The organism is Bartonella tribocorum (genome assembly GCF_002778015.1).
GTDB lineage: Bacteria > Pseudomonadota > Alphaproteobacteria > Rhizobiales > Rhizobiaceae > Bartonella > Bartonella tribocorum_B.
On the sequence record NZ_NJPP01000010.1, the window covers coordinates 1 to 20,064 of the forward strand.

The 20,064-nt window shown below is 38.8% G+C and carries 14 protein-coding genes and 1 pseudogene; 8 read left to right on the top strand and 7 right to left on the bottom strand.

Going from position 1 to position 20,064, the window contains the following annotated elements; translation table 11 throughout:
* On the top strand, window positions 1-231 hold a 231-nt coding region (locus CEV08_RS09505; RefSeq protein ID WP_180753549.1), incomplete at its 5' end, for a hypothetical protein.
* A 2,239-nt stretch (window positions 232-2,470) separates the two neighbouring features.
* On the opposite strand, the gene CEV08_RS04175 is transcribed toward CEV08_RS09505, so the two are convergent.
* The gene (locus CEV08_RS04175) at window positions 2,471-4,678 is read right to left on the bottom strand and encodes a primosomal protein N' (RefSeq protein ID WP_280951721.1); all 2,208 of its coding nucleotides are present in this window, start codon (window positions 4,676-4,678) and stop codon (window positions 2,471-2,473) included.
* 156 nt (window positions 4,679-4,834) lie between these two features.
* Window positions 4,835-4,987 (bottom strand): annotated as a pseudogene (locus tag CEV08_RS10265) (integrase); the annotation flags it as partial.
* Window positions 4,988-6,493: 1,506 nt separating this feature from the next.
* On the opposite strand from CEV08_RS10265, the gene fsa reads away from it, so the two are divergent.
* The gene (gene fsa, locus CEV08_RS04180) at window positions 6,494-7,147 is read left to right on the top strand and encodes a fructose-6-phosphate aldolase (protein WP_100130497.1); all 654 of its coding nucleotides are present in this window, start codon (window positions 6,494-6,496) and stop codon (window positions 7,145-7,147) included.
* Here the strand turns inward: fsa and CEV08_RS04185 are convergent.
* Entirely contained in the window at window positions 7,144-7,737 is a 594-nt protein-coding gene (locus tag CEV08_RS04185) for an LPS assembly lipoprotein LptE (RefSeq protein ID WP_100130498.1), read from the bottom strand. The two genes, fsa and CEV08_RS04185, sit on opposite strands and share 4 nt — an antisense overlap.
* Window positions 7,724-10,378, bottom strand: coding sequence for a leucine--tRNA ligase (gene leuS, locus CEV08_RS04190; protein WP_100130499.1), 2,655 nt, complete (start codon window positions 10,376-10,378; stop codon window positions 7,724-7,726). Before leuS ends, CEV08_RS04185 begins: the two co-directional genes overlap by 14 nt.
* 163 nt (window positions 10,379-10,541) lie before the next feature.
* Between leuS and CEV08_RS04200 the strand changes: the two genes are divergently transcribed.
* The 3 genes from CEV08_RS04200 to acs all read left to right on the top strand — a co-directional run bounded on the left by CEV08_RS04200 (window position 10,542) and on the right by acs (window position 16,104).
* A complete protein-coding gene (locus CEV08_RS04200) occupies window positions 10,542-11,231 on the top strand; it encodes a YggS family pyridoxal phosphate-dependent enzyme (RefSeq protein ID WP_100130501.1) in 690 nt (229 codons plus the stop codon).
* A gap of 1,257 nt (window positions 11,232-12,488) precedes the next feature.
* On the top strand, window positions 12,489-12,677 hold the full coding sequence (locus CEV08_RS04210) for a hypothetical protein (RefSeq protein WP_245407033.1): 189 nt from the start codon (window positions 12,489-12,491) through the stop codon (window positions 12,675-12,677).
* Window positions 12,678-14,160: 1,483 nt separating this feature from the next.
* On the top strand, window positions 14,161-16,104 hold the full coding sequence (gene acs, locus CEV08_RS04230) for an acetate--CoA ligase (RefSeq protein WP_100130505.1): 1,944 nt from the start codon (window positions 14,161-14,163) through the stop codon (window positions 16,102-16,104).
* Between the two features lie 12 nt (window positions 16,105-16,116).
* Here acs and CEV08_RS10115 read toward each other — a convergent pair whose 3' ends face one another.
* Window positions 16,117-16,242 (bottom strand): hypothetical protein, encoded by a 126-nt coding sequence (locus tag CEV08_RS10115; RefSeq protein WP_280951718.1) that lies wholly within the window; start codon window positions 16,240-16,242, stop codon window positions 16,117-16,119.
* Between the two features lie 535 nt (window positions 16,243-16,777).
* Between CEV08_RS10115 and ftsE the strand changes: the two genes are divergently transcribed.
* From ftsE to CEV08_RS04245, 3 genes are read left to right on the top strand one after another with little or no spacing between them, the layout of a single operon-like run.
* Entirely contained in the window at window positions 16,778-17,437 is a 660-nt protein-coding gene (gene ftsE, locus CEV08_RS04235) for a cell division ATP-binding protein FtsE (RefSeq protein ID WP_012232498.1), read from the top strand.
* Window positions 17,430-18,383 carry a cell division protein FtsX gene (locus CEV08_RS04240; RefSeq protein WP_100130506.1) on the top strand — a complete coding sequence of 318 codons (954 nt, stop codon included), beginning with the start codon at window positions 17,430-17,432 and terminating at the stop codon, window positions 18,381-18,383. The genes ftsE and CEV08_RS04240 overlap by 8 nt, the downstream gene beginning before the upstream one ends.
* Window positions 18,384-18,387: 4 nt before the next feature.
* Window positions 18,388-19,071, top strand: coding sequence for a YdcF family protein (locus tag CEV08_RS04245; protein WP_100130529.1), 684 nt, complete (start codon window positions 18,388-18,390; stop codon window positions 19,069-19,071).
* Between the two features lie 366 nt (window positions 19,072-19,437).
* On the opposite strand, the gene CEV08_RS10120 is transcribed toward CEV08_RS04245, so the two are convergent.
* Entirely contained in the window at window positions 19,438-19,569 is a 132-nt protein-coding gene (locus CEV08_RS10120; protein WP_280951719.1) for a hypothetical protein, read from the bottom strand.
* 353 nt (window positions 19,570-19,922) lie between these two features.
* Window positions 19,923-20,045 carry a hypothetical protein gene (locus tag CEV08_RS10125; protein ID WP_280951720.1) on the bottom strand — a complete coding sequence of 41 codons (123 nt, stop codon included), beginning with the start codon at window positions 20,043-20,045 and terminating at the stop codon, window positions 19,923-19,925.
* Window positions 20,046-20,064: the final 19 nt, after the last annotated feature.

The following is a 20,064-nucleotide window of genomic DNA, read 5'->3' on the forward strand; positions in this document are numbered from 1 at the left end:
GCGACTGCGACTGCGACTGCGACTGCGACTGCGACTGCGACTGCGACTGCGACTGCGACTGCGACTGCGACTGCGACTGCGACTGCGACTGCGACTGCGACTGCGACTGCGACTGCGACTGCGACTGCGACTGCGACTGCGACTGAAAAAAGTCTTTTATTTCAAACGGATAAGCAAGAAATAATAATGGATATCCCCATAAAATTAAGAAAAATGATCCTTTTTCCTTAAATATCCACTCTTTTTAAAAAATTTTAATAAGTATATTGCCCAAATATATTGCCTTGTGAAAACACTTTTACGCATAAAATGCATTGATTTATAAGGATAATGCATCATTTTTCATTCCAGATACCCTCTCCAAGTATCTTAGGACTCTTTCATTTCATAGCTTTTTATCAAAATCACTTCCTTGCTTTTCTCACAAGCAAAAGAGGAAACGATTGAGGAAAAACACTGCCTATAAACAAACACACTCAAGTATCAAGAGTTTCTAAAAGCTTAATAATGGTGTCAACTTATACCTTTATAAAAGCATTTACATGATTCACGACCAACATCATAAAATGTATTCAAGCATTCTGAAAAGAATTTGCTAAAATAAACACCATGAAGGTAACTATCATAACATTTTGTTTTGGGAATATGCTATTTTCAACGTTCTGCTTTGCATGAGAAATCTGCCCCCATTAAAGCCTATTCCCCCATTAACCTATTCAAAGAATACAAACAAAGTATAAGAAATGGATAATCTCCTTTTGAGAAAAAAATCCAGCCAATTTATCGCGTATCAACAAGAGACCACAGAGAAATTCATAGAGTCATTTCTTAAGCTTTTCTACCATTGTATCATTAATCATAAAACGCCGTTTTACAAAACTATCATCATCTCTTTGACGAATAATAAACTAAGGAGTGTAAGAAGTGCTTGTGCAATCATATTTGCAACATCGGAAAAATAATGATTTATTATTATTTGCTGATACAAAGCGCGGTATTGTAGCAAATAATTTGCTACAATATAATCATAGAAGCATTTTTTACTAAATGCCGCATCATATATACCGAATAAATAAAAATACAGCTAGTTTCGGAAATTAATGCCATTTAAAATATCATAAATTATGATGTAATTTTGATGTACAACAAATTCGTATGTATTTATTAATTCGTCGTAAAACAATCAAAAGTTAAGAAGTTTCATAAAGTTTTCCCCTTTTCAGATAAAAGTTTATCAAATTTTAAGGCCGCAGAAAGATTATAAAGATTATCGTGTGCTCTATATTTGCGTCTCTCTTTGCAATCAACGTGTGCTATGTGTTTTCAAATGAGCTTCATAAAGATGCTATCTAGTTACTTTATGTTTCCAAGCACCGTTCTTTTGCTTTCAATTAAGCCAAAAGATATTATGTCGCCAGCATGAGCAGGAATTATCCCAATTTGAACTTGTTTCCAAAACCATAAACCGCGTGCACTTTTTTCTTTTTGTTCTTTTACGACATCACGTATATAATCGCGCAACAATTGTGCACCGGATCTATTGCATATTTTTGCTATTTTAGAAAATTCATTTTTTAATACATCCTCAATACGAACAATAAATTGTTGTTTCAGCCATTATGCCACCATTTAATGTGTTACACCGTAATTCTCGTGCAACACATTTTTACGATTTCTTCAAGAGATGTTATTCTATCTATTTTGCATTTTCATATCAAAAAAATGATCGTTTTTTGATTCTATTTTACGACTTTCAAAAACGTCCAAAACCATATCTTTTAAAGAATGGAGATCGGGCAGTCCCTCACGTTTTTATAACTCTCGTTCTTTTATAGGATCATGCCCTTCACGCAATATAGTCCCCCAACGGAGTATACTTGCGTTGCATATTCACGGGCTTCATGTTAGTGGAATATTTTCTAACGCTCCTAAGCCTATTTCACAATCGCGCCCGTGAATGGTATAATGGTAAATCTATTGAGCACCTTCATCTTTACACTTGATCAAGAGCAAACCAGTATCATCACACACGATCTCAATGTTGAGATAGCCTTTAACACTTGAAATGGTTCATAAGAGGTATGGTTTTCTTGCACAATTTCACACGACACAAGCTCCCCGCCCGTAACGTACAAAAATGGTTTTGATTGATTCAATATAAACAGATTTGATATGAGAGAATTCTACAATATTCGAGACTCTTACTTAATATGAAGAATAGACTATTATCATTATAAATTAATTTGTTATTATTTAATAACAAATATTACTATGAACACTTTTGAAAAACCTAGAACAAAACAAAATATGCAATCATCTCACTCTAATCTAGCATACAAGAAGTAGATACGACTCTTACAACTCTGATCCATCTCATGAACGCTGCGGCATAAGGTTTGAAGGTCAAAGAATAACAAAAACATGACTTTTATGAAGCCCGCATAGCTTCGCTTTAAGAGTGCATTGATTTTTAAAAAAAGCTTTGCGGATCAATATCAATTTGAACGCGAACAGAGCTTGGCATTTTGGGACTATTGCTAAGCATTGCACGAATAAACCCTTGGATATCAAAAGAGCGCTGTCCTTGCAGTAAAAGCCGAAAACGATAACGTCCCCGAACCAGAGCCAAAGGTGCCTCTGCCGGTCCCATAACCGAAATATTTTTTTCCCGTGGTGCGGCTTGACGCAGAGCCCGCGCATAATGTTCTGCGGCTTGGCGCTGTTGTGCAGACACAATCAAAGAGGCAAGACGCCCATAGGGGGGCAAATGATAATGTTGGCGTGCTGCAATCTCACGTGTATAAAAATCTTCTGGTTGGCATGAAAGTAAAGCTTTTATGACCGGATGATCAGGTTGATAGGTTTGCAATAATCCTAAACTTTCCAATCCTATCCGCCCTGCTCTTCCAGTCACTTGAGAAAGCAGCTGGAAAGTACGTTCACTGGCGCGTAAATCGCCACTGGCAAGACCAAGATCAGCATCAATAACGCCAACCAGAGAGAGCTTGGGAAAATGATGTCCTTTAGCGACCAACTGTGTCCCAATAATAATATCCACATCACCATCAGCAATGGCTTGCAATTCGCTTCGCAACTGCCCAATCCCGCCTTTGAGATCTGTTGAAAGAATCAATGAGCGTGCTTGAGGGAAAAGCGCTTTTGTTTCTTCTGCAATTCTTTCCACCCCCGGTCCACAAGCCACAAGATGATCGAATGTTCCACATTCAGGACAGGCTTGAGGCAGGGGTTGATGATAGCCACAATGATGACATTTCAATTGCCCTTGCGCACGATGTTCGACCAACCAACTTGAACAATCGGTACAATGAAAACGATGTCCACAAACTCGGCATAACGTTAAAGGCGCATAACCACGACGATTAAGAAAAAGCAGCGCCTGCTCACTTTTTTCAAGCGTTTGTTTTAAAGCCCTTTCAAGGGAAGAGGAAATAAAGCGCCCCTTTTGCACCCCTCCTTGACGCATATCAACCACCCGCAACTGTGGAAGAGCTACTTCTTTGAAACGAGAGGGTAAATGTACCTTTTGATAACGCCCTTTAAAAACATTGGCTTGGCTTTCAATCGACGGAGTGGCTGAAGATAAAATAACAGGAAAATGTTCAAAAGAGCCCCGTGCAACAGCCATATCACGCGCATGATAAAAAATGCGCTCTTCTTGTTTATAAGCGCTATCATGCTCTTCATCGACAACAATCAAGCCAAGCGCGTGAAAGGGAAGAAAAAGTGCCGAACGAGCCCCTGCAACGACACGCACCCGCCCTTCTGCAACTTGTCGCCAGACGCGTTCTCTACGACGCGGTGTTAAGTCAGAATGCCATTCTGCGGCCGCAGCGCCAAAGCGTGCATAAAAACGATCTAAAAACTGCTGTGTTAAAGCAATTTCCGGCAATAAAATTAAAACTTGGCTACCTCCTTTGAAAGCTTGAGCGACCGCTTCAAAATAAACTTCTGTCTTTCCTGAACCCGTAACACCATCAAGCAAAAAAACTTGAAACTGAGAAGATAAAACACCCTCCCGCAACATTGTTGCCGCTTTATTTTGTACACCCTGCAACTGAGGAGGACAAAAATCCGGATCCGGCATACCCACAAGATCAGGAGCAGGAATCTTAACCTCTTCAAAAATTCCTAGCGCTTTTAAACCTTCAACAACAGAAACAGAAGTTCCAGCCGCATGCGCAAGCGCCACACGTGTCCATATCTTCTCACTGCACACCAATTCCAAAATCCGTGACCGCGCTGGTGTGAGACGTTCCACATTTCCACCACAATAACGTAGTCCCAGCATCTGCGCTTCCGGCTCTAAAGCAGCCGGTACAGACAAAACCAATCGTGCAACAAGACCAAAAGGCGTCATTGTATAACGACTAACAAAACGCAAAAATGTAATCATTTCTGCCTTTAACGGGGGACAATCAAAAACATGAAGCACAAAGCGTAATTTTTCACGCGCCACCGAAACAGTCCGTTGCCCGTCCTTTGTCTGCTCTCCAACATCCACAATAAAACCGCAAAGCTCACGCCCCATAACAGGAACCCGAACAAAAGAACCAAGTTCCACCTCCATAGAAGACGGAACTTTATAACTATAAGCATGCGCAACAGGAAGAGGAACCAACACAGAAACAACCTTTTCCTCTATCATATTTGAATTCATCTTTTTAACCAATTTACAATCCCCCTTTTGTCTGCAATCATCGTATCTAAGGTCATCTCGTCTAAGATCATCTTGAAAACCAAAAGGTCTATACCTTATCTTTAAACACGCTTATATAAAACTTATTGAAAGTAAAATTCATCACGAAATTCAATCACTCTCCTTTAAAGAGACATCTCTTAAAGTCCCCAAGCCCATTTCACAACGGCGCCTGCAAAGGGTATGACGGTAAATCCGTTGCTCACCTCCATCTTTACGCTTAAGGAAAAGCAAGCCGGCACCATCACATAACTGTGCCAACCCGTGGATATCGCGACAGCCCTTGGCACTTGAGAGCGTTCATAAGAGTCATTTTTAGTCCTTGTCTATAAAAATTTGATCCACACGCTCATCCCACTTGTGACGTGCAAGCAAATGATTTTGAGTGATTCAACATAAAACAGGTTTAGAATGAGAGAATCTTACGATATTCGAGGCTCTCATTCAAGTTGAATAACGCTATATTATCATTATAAATCAATAAATTGTCTTTACAAAACAACATTTTTTTCACAAAAATTCTTTTTAATACGCATTCCATCACCAAAACACCAACAATGAACACAAGGGCATCCGCTATCACAAAAAAAGCACCATTCTTCTGTGCAAATAAAGTCCATTACGATTAAGTATTCAACATGATATCGCAAATATGCCTCTCAACAAAGCGGTCCTATCGTGTGACTTCTTCTCACGATACACATTTTTATTTTCTTTCCACCTCATACATCAATTTACCATTAATAGATTGATTTACAAAGATAAATTATTTTTACATACCGTAATCAAAACGTTCAATACGAGAATTTTTTCTCATTTGAAACCCATCGAGGAACATTTAAGCTTTACTGATAAGAGCGTATCCCATGTTTTTTGATAGCAAATAGAATAATATTGCACGCGGAACCATTGCAATATTCGCCTTGCTCCTTGCCAAAAAGCGAAAACAATATGTCCATCTTTCATTTTGATTGAGAATACGCAACAATACAAACAATCAACCGGAATTATCACAACTTTGCCAGCTCGAGGGTGTTGCGACAGCCCTTGGGACTTGAGATGATTCATAAAAAATATCTTGAATGCTTTTTTAAATATTCGCGACCCATATTCCTGCTCCTTTTATAACGTACAAGAAAATGGTTTTGATTGATTCAACATAAAGCAAATTGTGTAATAAGGAAATTTTTACTGTCTCAAGCATTATGGTTCAAGTTAAAGTAATTATTTATCATTATAAATCAATGCGTTGATCATATAAAACAGTTCATACATAAAACCTTACATGCCTTCTTCAATGGTGTTTTACGACACAAAAATCCATTCACTAACATGCGACAAGAAAAATTAAACGTCAATCTCGTGAAAAAAGGAGAAGTCTTCTAAAAATTCTCAAATATCAAGAGCAATCACCAATAGAAAATGAGCAAACGGTATGATAATGCTGGCTTATTGCCATAAGTATTAAGATATCATCACGAAAAAATGCCAAGGTATAAAGATGCTAAAATACAAAGATAATAATGCGCAATGAACCCTACACCTTATTACAAACAACGCCATGAAAGAGGCATAGAAACAACACATCTTTCTTTACAAAAAGTGGATATATGATGAACACCATGGTATTCTTTTTCATTAACACCATAGCATTCCTATTTTCTAAAGAGATATTCATTCTTGCTCTTGCTTTTGCCATCAACAATAGCGCATAACAAAACACAGGATAAAATATGAAAAGCTTTGAATAAAAAAGTTAAAAAGAAGAGGTTAGAGATGAAGTTTTTTGTGGATAGCGCCAATATTGAAGAAATACGAGAATTACAGAATTTAAGTCTTGTTGATGGTGTGACCACCAATCCCTCTCTGATCCTAAAATCAGGACGCAATATTCTTGAAGTGACAAAAGAAATTTGTTCTCTCGTAAGGGGACCTGTTTCTGCTGAAGTTGCAGCAACAGAATTTGTAGATATGATGAAAGAAGCGGCTGTTTTAGCAAAAGTTGCTGACAATATTTGCATCAAGCTTCCTTTAACACTTGATGGATTAAAAGCTTGTAAAGCTCTTACAGCAGAAGGCTTAAAAACAAATCTCACACTTTGTTTTTCTGCCAATCAAGCCTTACTTGCTGCCAAAGCAGGTGCAACATTTGTTTCACCTTTTATCGGAAGACTCGATGATTGTGGAATAAATGGAAGTGAACTCCTACATGAAATTCGCACAATTTATGATAACTATAACTTTGAAACACAAATCTTGGCCGCTTCAATCCGCACCGTTAATCATGTCAAAGAAGCAGCCCTAAGCGGTGCTGACGTTGCAACAGTTCCACCAGCAATCTTAAAAGCCTTGGTCAAGCATCCTCTGACTGATAAAGGGTTGCAAATCTTTCTCAGCGACTGGAAAAAAACAGGGCAAAATATTGCCTAAGGACTAAAAGTTTTATTGGAAAGATCTCTTGAAAGTAACAAAAAAATCTGTTCAGCGAGCTCTTCTGCCACACGCTTTTTAGCATCTTCTTCTGCTTGCATCGTTGCATATTCTTGACGAAGCCGCTCAAAAGATGCATTCATTGTCGCTGTTCCTTTTGCAACAGGTATATTTTTCATATCCTGCAAGGTATAGGAAGCTTTACTCATAACAGTTCCAACAGAAGGTCGTCCCTTTCTTTTTTTCTCAAGATCAACCTCTATCTGCATCGATTCTCTTATAAAGATAGATATCTGCAATGCCAATCGATAAGCCGGTAGAGAAGGTTTACCACCCCTTCCAGACAAAAGAAACAGCAGATGATTGCGCACCATTTGTCCAAAACGATCCGAAGGCTCTTCCACCACAATAGAGGCAAGCTTTTGCGCAAGCCCCAAAGAAGCTTGCCCAGAAGAGTCCCCATAAAAAGCAAAATTCATTGCCCTTGAACTCTGCGACTCTTGACGGTAGAGCGATTCAACTTTGCATCCACACAACAATGTGAAAACACCCGCTAAAACGACAAGCAGAAAACTTTTAAAGAACGACATTCACAATCCTTTGTGGAACAATAATAATTTTTTTCATAGGCTTTTCAACCAACTGCGCTTGGATGAAATCTAAAGCCAAAACCGCTTCTTTAATCATCGCCTCACTTGCTGTTGCTGCAACGGTTACCTCACCGCGTTTTTTACCATTAATCTGTACCGGCAAAATATAGTTTTCTGCCACGATTAATGCGGGATTGTATACAGGCCAAGCAAGTTCAGATATTAAAGTTGTCTCCTCTAAAGCAGCATGGCATTCTTCCGCTAAATGCGGCATGATAGGTGCAATCATGGCAAGAAAAAAATCCATGGCTTGACGCAAAGCCGCTTTCATTTCATCCTCAACATCTGCCACCTTATTGAGCAAAGGTGCCATAATATTCAAGAATTCATAAAGACGTGCAATAGCGCGATTAAAAGCGAATTTTTCTAAATCATCTTCTACAGCACGGAGCGTGCGATGCGCTGCCTTTGATAATTCCAAAGCCGCCCCCTGATGCCCCGCCCGGGGCGCCACACCCTTTAAAACAGCAGTACTCAAAGCCACATGGCGCCAAACACGCTGGACAAAGCGATGTGCGCCTTCAACACCCGATTCTGTCCAGATAACATCCCGTTCCGGTGGAGAATCAGACAACACAAACCAGCGCACAGTATCAGCGCCATAGGATGCAATAATATCATCAGGATCCACGACATTCTTTTTTGATTTGGACATTTTTTCAATCAAACCAATTGTCACTTCGCTTTGATCGGTTAATTTATGAGCGCACCGCTTTCCATCTTTTTCAACAATGGAAATTTCTTGAGGTGAAACCCACCCTTGATCATCTCGATAGGTCTCATGCACCACCATGCCTTGGGTAAAAAGTCCCTTAAAGGGCTCATCCACCGTCACATAACCTAACAATTTTATGGCACGCATAAAAAAGCGCGCATAAAGAAGATGCAAAATCGCATGCTCAATTCCACCAATATATTGTTGCACAGGCAACCATTCAGCGGTTGCTTGTTTCTCAACAGGTTCTGATGCAAAAGGAGCAGTAAAACGCGCATAATACCAAGAAGAGTCAACAAAAGTGTCCATTGTATCGGTTTCGCGTTTGGCAGGTTGACCACAGGCTGGGCAAGCAACATGCTGCCATGTTTCATGCCGCGCAAGAGGATTGCCCGGTTGATCAAAAGTAACATCATCCGGCAATACAACCGGCAAATCAGCACGCGGAACAGGCACCACCCCACAAGATGTACAATGGATCATGGGAATCGGGCATCCCCAATAACGTTGACGCGAAATTCCCCAATCACGCAATCGAAATTGCACGGTTTTTTTCCCTTGCGGCTGCCCATGAAGCACTTGTTGCTCAAGCCTTTTGGCGGCTTCTTCAAAGGCTTGTTGGGGTGTCAAGCCGTCCAAAAAGCTGGAATTGATCATCACACCATCACCAACATAAGGCGTTTCAAATGTGACAAAATCTTCTTTTTCAACCCCTAAAGGCAACACCACCGGTTTTATCGGAAGTCCATATTTACGCGCAAAATCAAAATCTCTCTGATCATGAGCCGGACAACCAAAAACAACCCCCGTTCCATATTCCATCAGCACAAAATTAGCGATATAAACAGGAATATGCACCGTTGAATCAAAAGGATGCACCGCCACAAAAGGGGTGATAAACCCTTGTTTTTCGGCTGTTTCAAGTGCTGCTGTTGTCGTTCCACCGCACCGACAATTTTCGATAAAAGCCGTTAAGGCTTTGTCTTTTTGTGCAAGAGCTTGTGCAATGGGATGATCAACAGACAAAGCCATAAAAGAAGCGCCAAACAGCGTATCGGGTCGTGTTGAATAACAGACAACCTCATTAAAGGATTTACAAAGCTCATCAGCGCCACTTGCATCATCAGCTATTGCCTTCAAAGCCCAACGAATCAAAAGTCCTTGTGACTTACCAATCCAATTTTTTTGCATAATGCGGACTTTTTCCGGCCACTGTTCAAGCACCYCCAGCCCCGCCAGTAAATCTTCACTAAAATCGCTAATTTTAAAAAACCACTGGGTTAATTCCCGCTGTTCAACCAACGCGCCTGAACGCCAACCCCGTCCATCAACAACCTGCTCATTGGCCAAAACCGTGTGGTCAACGGGATCCCAATTGACCTTAGCCACTTTTCGCGCCACCAACCCCTTTTGATAAAAATCAAGAAACAGCATTTGCTGTCGATGATAATAATCCACATCACAAGTCGCAAATTCGCGCGCCCAATCGATTGAGAGCCCCAATTGCTTTAATTGCCCACGCATTACCGCAATATTTTGATAGGTCCAAGTTTTAGGGTGCACTTTATTTTGCATGGCAGCATTTTCAGCCGGCATACCAAAAGCGTCCCACCCCATAGGATGAAGCACGTTAAAGCCTTTTGCACGTTTATAGCGTGCAACCACATCTCCCATGGCATAATTGCGCACATGCCCCATGTGAATGCGCCCTGATGGGTAAGGAAACATTTCTAAAACATAATACTTTTCACGACCATCTTCTTGGACAGTCTGAAAAATTTTCTTTTCATCCCAAACTTCTTGCCATTTTTTTTCTCTCGCACGTGGATTATAGCGTTCGCCTATCTTATAATGCTCAATCGTCATTCCCATTATACTCTTTTAATAAAACTGAACCAAAAACTTGTTTTATTATGCTTGACCATGGATTAACCTCATCGTCAACATTTTCGTGAAATATTTCCCTAAGTATTTTATAAAAACACCACCCCTTAAATAAAACTTGAATAAAAACGGTAAAACACAAAACATGAATACACACATTCCCCCTCATAACTCTTCTATTGAAGCATTGCAAAACATTCAAAAGGACATTGCAGCACAATGCCAAGAGCTACAACACCCCGTGGAAGAAGTTGAACTTATCGCTGTTTCAAAAACTGTTTCCATAGAGGATATACGCCCTCTTTTACAAGCAGGTCAATCTCAATTTGCAGAAAACCGCGTGCAAGAAGCAGCCCAAAAGTGGCTCGGGTTACGTCAACAATTTGAAAATATTAAACTTCATCTCATCGGTCCCCTACAATCCAATAAAGCTGCTGAAGCTGTAAAGGTTTTTGATGTCATTCAAACGGTTGATCGTGAAAAAATAGCCAAAATTTTGGCAGAAGAAATGCAAAAACAAAAAAGGCATCTCCCCTGCTATGTTCAGGTCAATATTGGCTTAGAGCCGCAAAAAAGTGGTATAGCACCACAAGAAGTGATCCCCTTTGTTTCTCAATGCAAAAACAACTATGGACTTGATATCATTGGTCTTATGGGCATTCCCCCTCTCAAAGAGAACCCTGGTCCCTATTTCGCTCTTCTAGCAAAATTAGTAAAACAAGCCGGTCTTCCAAAGCTTTCCATGGGCATGTCCAATGATTTTAAAACAGCTCTACAATTTGGTTCGAATGTCCTTCGCATTGGCTCTGCTTTATTTGGCAAACGCCCTGTATAGAGCAATTTCCCTTCACATAAATTCCCATTGAAAACTCTACGCACAAGCCAAAAACAACAGAAATGAGAAAAATATTCCCCTCACGACCACTAAAAGAACAACTCTAGCARAAAAAACGCCCGCCTCTCCTTGCCATCCCTCTTGCCATCCTATGAGGAAAATGAGCAAAAATGACTTCAAGACAACCCTGCTTTGGATTGCATCATCTCACACTTTAGCTCTTCTTTACTCTCCCCCTCTAACCACCTCTTCATAAAAACCAACACATTGATTTATAATGACAATCTAGCGTTATTCATATTAAATAAAAGCCCCGAACAACGTAAGATTCTCTTATTCCCAATATGTTTATATTAAATCAATCAAAACCACTTGCTTACACATTACAAGTGGGGTGTGTGTATGGATAAAATTTGTATAAAAAAGAAATAAAAATAGCTCTTATGAACGCTCTCAAGTGCCATGGGCTTGGCTGCCTTGAGAAAGGTCTCTTTAAAGCACCACAAAAGAAATCCTACATATAAAGGCAAAATGATAAAAGAAGTATTGCGCATGAATGAAAAAACTGTCGTGAAATAAATAATCGCAAAAGAATATTCAACACGCTTACCGCAATGATTGCCGTTAAAAACCACGAATTCTCTCAACTTGTCCAATACGCATAAACAATTTCCCCACCTACCAATAGCGTACAGCAGAAGGAAAAGCCTTAAGACTATCAATACGGCTCTTCAATTCTCGGATAAGTCACTTGAGCACAATCAGCACCTTAAATGTAAAAGCGAACATAAAAAACAGTGCTAAACAATATGATAACAATCATAAGGACAAACGATAGCATAGAAATTTTCTACACACAGAGAGAAGTAAGATGCAATCAACAATCGCTAAAAAGCATTAATCTTAATCCATGCGTACACACAATAACAACACAACTGAGTTCAACTATAAATATATTCCCTTGTTATTCTTGTAAATTAAAAAAAATCAACTTTTCAGATGTAAAATCCTTCTAACTTTAAATTTTAATTAAGAAAAAATAATATTATATTCCTTATAATTTAGAATATTTTTAGCAATATTCTTATATGATTAGGAAGAATATCTCGTATACAGATAATTTGTTTAATTATTTATCAAAGTATTTTTATTTAAATTTTTAAAAATATATTTGACGCTACTATAAAATGCGTGATAACAATTTGAAATGTATCACTGTGATACTATTTTAATGTAAATAATATTAGGAGGATTAATATGAGAAATTTTGGTTCAGGTTTAACTTATACGATAAATGACTCAACACCTATCATTTATGGAAATGCATGTAGACCTAGTGATTTTATAAATCACATGAATGTACAAGGATTCAACATAGCGGGGCCAGCAGGAATAGGTAGTGCATTTCTAGGTGGTATAAGTGGAGGACCAGCGGGGGTGCATTGACAGGTGGAGTGGGAGCTTTCACAGCGGGATTCCTAGGAGGTTATATTTGGGGCTTTGGAGAAAAAGCTTTGGAATGTTGGTTCTAATTTATAGAAAATAGCGACAAAGATATCTCTGAAATTAGTAGTTTTGTAAATATATTCGAAAGAGTATATCAAAGTTAAATATCTACATCTGTAGATAAAATAGTTTTCAGAGATATCTATCATGGATCACGTCTTATAATCAGGATTTTGTTATAATGAATATTCGTTATGAAATCGTAAGAATGTTTTGCATGCTTATTGTATTTGTCTCTCTCTATACTACTATTATTAAAGTATTTTTTGGTCGGAGTTGGAAGTTAGCTATCATAACATCATTATCGGGAAGAGTTGCGCTATTTGTTTTTGATAGTTTGTGTAGATAATTTTGTTTATATTAATCTTTATTGGATGAATTACGAGAACAATGAAAAAATAATCTTCAAAGGTGTCTATTAATCTTATATACTATAACTAGGATTTTGTTATAATGGATATTAATTATGAAATCATAAGATTGTTTTGCATGCTAATTGTAATTACTCCTATAATTGCCATTCCTTTTAAAATATTCAGTGGTGTGGAGTGGAAATTGTCTATTATAATGGCATTATCGTCAGTTATTATGTTCTTTATTTCTGATTTTTTGCGTAGATACTTTGGTTTATATTGATATTTATTAAATCAATTGCAAAAAAAGAATAATATAGTTTTTAGTAATGATAACGAGTGATTATTTATARTGTAATGTTAGATTTTGCTTATAAAATCATTGAATCGCTTATAGCAACGTTTTTCTTTGGCTTTTTATATATGTTTTATTATAGATTTATTTATTATAATAGTTGGAAAGATTCTCTAAAAAATTCATTATTAATAAGCTCTATATTCTTTATGGTTAGTCTTTTATTTAACCATATTGGTTTATATCAAGTTGTGAGAAATATTTTATAATGAATATTAGTTATGAAATAATAAGGCTGTTTTGCATCCTCATTGTATTTATCCCTATATATGCTACTTTTGTTAAAACATTCGGTGGTTGGAGTTGGAAAAAATCCATAATAACAGGATTATTTGTGGGAATTCTATTTTTTATTTCTGATAGTTTATGTAGATATTTTGGTTTATATTAATTTTTTTGAATTTATTCTTTAAAAATGAGTGAGTACAAAAAATATCCGAATTGATCACCTATGAAGTACTCTTCATCTGCCTCTTATATGATATTTAATATCTTTATGCTTTTATAAAAAGCTCTGTACGACAAGGCTCTGTTGCATTTGAGTATCCTAAATGAGCATAAAATACTCACTTGAAGACAAGAGTATCAGATTTTAAAAATTGACTATTCCAATCTTTGTCATTTAGTCTACCCTCATAATGAAAAGCTTACGGGGAAGTTTTGCCTAAAAATACAGTGGGCTGATTTTCCCTAAGATAAATCAAAAGAGGGAAACATGACTGAAAAAATTTATCCGATATCAGAAGAGATCAAAAAAAACACTTTGCTCGATGAGGAAACTTATCAAAAATGGTATCGAGAAAGCATCAATGATCCAGAAAGCTTCTGGGCAAAACATGGTCAATGTATTGAATGGTTTAAACCCTTTACAAAAGTAAAAAACACTTCTTTTAACGATGGTGTACCAATTCAATGGTACGAGGATGGGATAACAAATGTAGCCTATAATTGCATTGATCGTCATCTGAAAACCCATGGCGATCAAATTGCGCTCATTTGGGAAGGGGATAATCCTTATCATGATAAAAAAATAACCTATAACGAACTTTATGAACATGTTTGTCGTTTTGCCAATCTTTTAAAAAACCACGGTGTCAAAAAAGGCGATAAAGTAACCATTTATCTTCCTATGATTCCCGAAGCAGCCTATGCCATGCTCGCTTGTGCCCGCATTGGTGCTGTTCATTCGGTTATTTTTGCAGGCTTTTCTGCTGAAGCCATAGCAGGACGCATTGTTGACTGTGAATCGACCTTCATCATTACTGCTGATCACGGCTTGCGGGGTGGCAAACGAATTAACTTAAAAGACAATGTTGACCATGCTATTGAAATAGCCGCCCGCCAAAATGTGTGTGTCGATCAAGTTATGGTTATACGGCGGACTTGCGGACCAATTGATTGGATAGAGGAGCGTGATTTTTGGTACCACGAAGAAATCGCTCATGCAAAAACAGACTGTCCAGCAGAACCAATGAATGCTGAAGATCCGCTTTTTATTCTTTATACTTCAGGCTCAACCGGTAAACCCAAAGGTGTTTTGCATAGCACAGGGGGCTATCTTGTTTATGCCGCAATAACCCACAAATATGTTTTTGATTATCACCCTGGTGAAATTTACTGGTGTACAGCTGATATTGGTTGGATTACGGGGCATTCTTACTTGGTTTATGGTCCTTTATGCAACGGAGCCACCACTTTAATGTTTGAAGGCACACCAACCTTTCCTGATAAGGGAAGATTTTGGGAAATTGTCGACAAACACAAAGTCAATACGCTCTATACAGCGCCAACCGCTATCCGCGCCTTAATGGGTGCGGGAAATTCATTTGTTGAACGCTCGAAAAGAACATCTTTACGGCTCTTAGGAACGGTAGGTGAACCAATTAATCCAGAAGCATGGGAATGGTTTTATCACACCGTTGGAAATGACCGTTGTCCGATTCTCGATACATGGTGGCAAACAGAAACAGGGGGACATATGATCACCCCCCTCCCCGGTGCCACGCCCCTTAAAGCAGGCTCCGCCACACATCCTTTCTTTGGGGTTCAACTGCAAATCATAGACGAGCAAGGAAATATTCTGGAAGGAGAAGCAGAAGGCAATCTTTGTATTATTGACTCATGGCCAGGACAAATGCGCACGCTCTATAAGGATCATGAGCGCTTTATCGAAACCTATTTTTCCACCTATAAAGGGAAATATTTTACAGGCGATGGCTGTAGACGCGATAGTGATGGCTATTATTGGATTACAGGACGCGTTGATGACATTCTCAATGTCTCAGGGCATAGACTAGGAACAGCAGAAATTGAATCAGCCCTTGTTTTGCACCCTGCTGTTTCTGAAGCTGCTGTTGTTGGTTACCCTCACCCCATTAAAGGACAGGGGGTCTACAGTTTTGTCACCCTCATGGAAGGAACAGCGCCAAGTGAAGAATTGCAAAAAGACCTTATCAAGCATGTCAGAAAGGAAATAGGCTCCATTGCTATATTGGATAAAATTCAGTTTGCTCCGCAGCTTCCCAAAACGCGATCAGGAAAAATTATGAGACGTATTTTACGAAAAATCGCTGAAAATAATTTCGATAATTTAGGAGATATTTCAACCCTTGCCGAACCACAAGTTGTTGAAGATCTGATTGCCAACCGACAAAATTAAAGACACCATGGTTTAACGCATAATATCACCGGTAGGCTTTATCCTTTTACGTGAAATAATCCCCACATTCTTGCTAAAGCTACCGGTAACAATCCAAGCCAGCACCCCTATTCTGTTTGCAATCCAAAATATTGCCACCCCTCTTATCGCATAATCCTTCATAAGCGATATATTTAAACGTCAAATGTTTTTATCCACACACACATTTCAAGCCGCAAACGAATGCCATAAAAGACTTGCCATGGTTTTACTGTCGGTGAAACTTTTTTACCAATTTATCAAATTGCAAGATGACAAATTATTTTTATAGATTAATCTATTTTGCCAAAAGAAAAAACAACAAACAAAACTTAAAAATTATAAAAAGTGCAATTTAACGCACATTAAAGCGAAAAATGCACAAGCCTCATCAACCACAAAACGAGTAAGATTAAGATTAAGTCAAAAAGCAGGTATAAGCAGTTCTTATGTTTCTGCTAGAAACACCTTGGAATTCCTGCTAAAATCATAAATAAAGATAAAATAAAGAAATATAAGAGATATTTTACAAACAATATTTCTCCAAGCACAAATGAAGAAATATTGCGCGTTGTGAAGTATGAACAAGATTGAAAATAATAGGAGCAAAAGTCCTGAAAGTAATACACAATAAAAACGGAAGTGGTAACAAAAAGTGATTCATTTTGAAAATGTCGGTCTGCGCTATGGAATGGGCCCAGAGGTCCTTCGCGATATTAGCTTTCATATTCCTGCTGGATCATTTCAATTTCTCACGGGTGCCTCTGGAGCGGGGAAAACATCATTGATGCGTCTGATGTTTTTGGCACTCAAACCCACCCGTGGTCATATTGATTTATTTGGAACAGACACAGCATTGCTGAAAAGACAAGAGCTCCCAGCACTAAGACAACGCATCGGTGTGGTTTTTCAAGATTTTCGTCTCCTTGACCACATGACCACGTATGAAAATGTTTCTTTACCTTTACGCATTAAAGGGCAAGAAGAAGCAACCTATCGCAGTGAAGTAGAAGATCTTCTCTGTTGGGTAGGACTTGGAGATCATATTCATGTTTTACCCCCAGTTCTTTCCGGTGGGGAAAAACAAAGAGTCGCCATTGCACGCGCGCTTATTGATCAACCAGAAATTCTACTTGCAGATGAACCAACAGGAAATGTCGATCCACCCTTGGCAAAACGCCTGCTGCGTTTGTTTATTGAATTAAACCGTTTTGGAACGGCTGTTATCATTGCCACCCATGATATCGCCTTAATGGAACAAGTTGCAGCACGGCGTATGCTTCTCCATAACGGACGGATGACGATTCATGAATAAATTTTTCTCCATTTTTACCAGCAATAAAAAAAACACAACAGCGATTATTCCTAGTAGCAACATTTCTGGACAAGCGTTGGTTGCCGTGATTGCTATTATGACATTTCTCTCAAGTCTCACCTTAATCGGTGTTGATTTAGTCCAACGTGCTGCCAAAAATTGGAGCAATCAAATTAGCTATGAAGCAACAATACAAATACGCCCTGTTGACAATGTTGATATCAACAAAGCACTTCATGATGCCGTAACATTGGTTAAAACCTTTTCTGGTGTCCAAGATGCAAAAATTGTTGACCAAAAAGCCACAGAAAAGTTGCTGGAGCCATGGCTTGGAACAGGTTTCAATGTCAATGAACTCCCTCTTCCTCGTCTTATCATTGTCACCTTGAAGGAAGATGAAACAATCAATTTTACCGCCATCAATCATGCCATTAAAACGCAAATTCCAGGGGGACAATTTGATGATCACCGTGTTTGGGTCCATCGTTTTGCGACCATGGCATACACCACAGTTTTTATTGGTTTTTCAATTTTAGCCTTGGTTCTAGGTTCTCTTATCCTCACCATCATTTTTGCCACCCGCAATGCATTGGCAGAAAATGCGCATATTATTAATGTGTTATATTTTCTTGGCACTGAAACTTTTTTCATTGCGCGTCAATTTGATTGGCATTTTTTTAAAACGGCACTGCGTGGTGCTTTATATGGTGGTCTCATAAGCATATTTCTGTTTTCAGCCTTTTGTTTCTGGACAAATTATAACTTAGGAAGAGCAGAAGCCAGCCAAATAACAGCTTTATTTGGACGCATTTCCATAAGTTCCATTCCTTATGGAAAAATCATTCTCCTTATTATTTTCGTTTCCTTTCTCACCACCCTTACAAACCGCATGACTATTTTAGCGCAACTGAAAAAAATCGATCAATGTGAAAACGGTTTATTTTAATTTTATGACTCACAACAGCCCCAACTCATTGACGCAAAACCATTTAGAGACACCAAATGATTTAGAGTATCCTGTTTCAAAACGGCCCCATTATAGTTGGTCTCCCCGCTGCTTATTTCGCTATTTTCCCCCCACAACACTGACTCTTGCGGTCATTGTTTTCATTTTTTGGGGTGGTTTTATCATTTTTTCTGAAAAAACCGAACGACTTGTCCCGCCAACGCCCCTCCCCAAAGCTGATGCCATCATCGTGCTTACAGGCGGAGAACACCGAATAGAGATAGGGCTTCATCTCTTACAAAAGGGGCTTGGTTCACGACTCCTCATCAGTGGTGTAAACACCTCAACCAATCTGAAGGCTTTTATGCATAACATGCATATTAGCTCACGACTTATCTCTTGTTGTATTGACATTGGTCATCAAGCGATTAACACCAGAGGAAATGCTGAAGAAAGCGCCGCTTGGATCAAAAAGCACCACTATAAAACCCTTTATATCGTCACCCATGATTACCACATATGGCGCTCGATGCGTGAACTTAAATATCTCATGCCTGATATCCATTTCATTGCTTATCCTGTGAAGAAGAGCAAAGCTGAAAGCACAATACAACAGATCAAGCAAGCCCGCATTCTTATATTCCAATATATTAAAACACTGCAAGTCTATATCAGAACCGCCTTCTGATCTTTATCCCCCTGATCTTTCCCCCCCGATCTTTATTCTTGTGGCTTTAAATCTTGCCATCTTCTAACTGCTTCATACCCTTCTCTCCATACTCTTCCACACGAGTTACCGCTATAAAAGCCCGCAGAGCTTCCCCCCATACAAAGCAAAACGCCCCAAGAAACGTGTCACTGTTTTGCACATTCACCCAAAGACATCTCTTACAGCCCAAACTTGATCTCACGACACAGATCTACCGATGACATCCAACAGTATTAGACAGCTCTCGTAAATAGAGCTCCCCAGATAGCTATAAGATCTCCAGACGTGTCATAAAAATCTCTTTATACCACCATCTTTACGCTTCCATAAAAAATGCAGAACAGCTCATCCTACATTTTGCCATCCCCCAACATGACGATAACTCTTAAAAACCACTTCGGATAATGAGTGAGGGGCATGCGTTATGCCTTTGACTGGATTCACAAACCAACCTCGTATCACCTGCAAGGCAGTCATTTTAAAGGCTTAAAAGTAAGAAAATTGATGATTCTTAGAATTCTCATTCAACAGAGAGAACATTAAACAATCATTATAAATCAATAGATTACTAACAATCTCTTCATTCTATAACGCATCTTCATAAGAGCATTTTAGATCACAGATACAATAAGCTCAAAACGCACACCGCCACAAAAATCCCACGCTCTTTATTGCACTCTTTTTTTAAATCATTTCTCTCTCTACGATTACTTTTTGTTTGGTTTTTTTTCCACACCTCAAAGGACACTTTAACCCCCACAGATCTGTAAACAATAACAACCGGCTTTTTATCTAACGCATTCCACCGGCTCACTTCTGATTACCCGCACTCAAAAGATAGATTTCATGAGAGTTATGAGTTCCTTCCAACCGCTCAAAGAACGAAAATGCCGATCAGCAACGGTTTGTAAACAGCCCACTTTCTCTGGAAAAGCTCCTCTGGACTTCCCCATTTATATGCTCCACGCCTAC

Coding starts and splice junctions, on each gene's coding strand:
- CEV08_RS04175 (WP_280951721.1), bottom strand. CDS start 4,678: ATGAATTCAAATATGATAGAGGAAAAGGTTGTTTCTGTGTTGGTTCCT.
- fsa (WP_100130497.1), top strand. CDS start 6,494: ATGAAGTTTTTTGTGGATAGCGCCAATATTGAAGAAATACGAGAATTA.
- CEV08_RS04185 (WP_100130498.1), bottom strand. CDS start 7,737: ATGTCGTTCTTTAAAAGTTTTCTGCTTGTCGTTTTAGCGGGTGTTTTC.
- CEV08_RS04200 (WP_100130501.1), top strand. CDS start 10,542: ATGAATACACACATTCCCCCTCATAACTCTTCTATTGAAGCATTGCAA.
- CEV08_RS04210 (WP_245407033.1), top strand. CDS start 12,489: ATGAGAAATTTTGGTTCAGGTTTAACTTATACGATAAATGACTCAACA.
- acs (WP_100130505.1), top strand. CDS start 14,161: ATGACTGAAAAAATTTATCCGATATCAGAAGAGATCAAAAAAAACACT.
- CEV08_RS04240 (WP_100130506.1), top strand. CDS start 17,430: ATGAATAAATTTTTCTCCATTTTTACCAGCAATAAAAAAAACACAACA.
- CEV08_RS04245 (WP_100130529.1), top strand. CDS start 18,388: ATGACTCACAACAGCCCCAACTCATTGACGCAAAACCATTTAGAGACA.
- CEV08_RS10120 (WP_280951719.1), bottom strand. CDS start 19,569: ATGACTGCCTTGCAGGTGATACGAGGTTGGTTTGTGAATCCAGTCAAA.
- CEV08_RS10125 (WP_280951720.1), bottom strand. CDS start 20,045: ATGGGGAAGTCCAGAGGAGCTTTTCCAGAGAAAGTGGGCTGTTTACAA.